Origin of the sequence: Corynebacterium sp. MSK310 (assembly GCF_030227355.1) — a bacterium.
Taxonomy (GTDB): Bacteria; Actinomycetota; Actinomycetes; order Mycobacteriales; family Mycobacteriaceae; genus Corynebacterium; species Corynebacterium rhinophilum.
Genome location: NZ_JASPFZ010000062.1, coordinates 1 through 404 on the forward strand (window position 1 = coordinate 1; position 404 = coordinate 404).

1 protein-coding gene is annotated in these 404 nt (G+C 53.0%); it reads left to right on the forward strand.

Annotation, left to right across the window (positions count from 1 at the left end; genetic code table 11):
• Positions 1–404, forward strand: a 404-nt coding sequence (locus QP891_RS11720) for a DDE-type integrase/transposase/recombinase (RefSeq protein WP_284817087.1), incomplete at both ends; no start/stop codon positions are given.

The following is a 404-nucleotide window of genomic DNA, read 5'->3' on the forward strand; positions in this document are numbered from 1 at the left end:
TATGTCGGTGACATTACCTACCTGCCGTGCAGGGGAGGCAAAAACATGTACCTTGCCACAGTCATTGACACGTATTCACGTAAACTTGCAGGTTATGCACTCGCAGACCACATGCGGGTCTCACTGGTTATCGATGCTCTAGCCCACGCACACGGCGTGCGCGGCAGTCTTGACGGGACTATTTTCCATTCCGATCACGGCAGCGTGTACACCTCACAAACCTTTAGGAACTACTGCTCGTCGTTAGGTGTACGCCAGTCCATGGGAGCGGTGGGAACTAGTGCCGATAATGCCCTGGCAGAGTCATTTAACGCCACCTTAAAACGTGAAGTGCTACGTGATCGGAAAGTCTTTGACAACCCAATTACCTGCCGCCAAGAGGTCTTCCGGTGGTGCATGCGCTA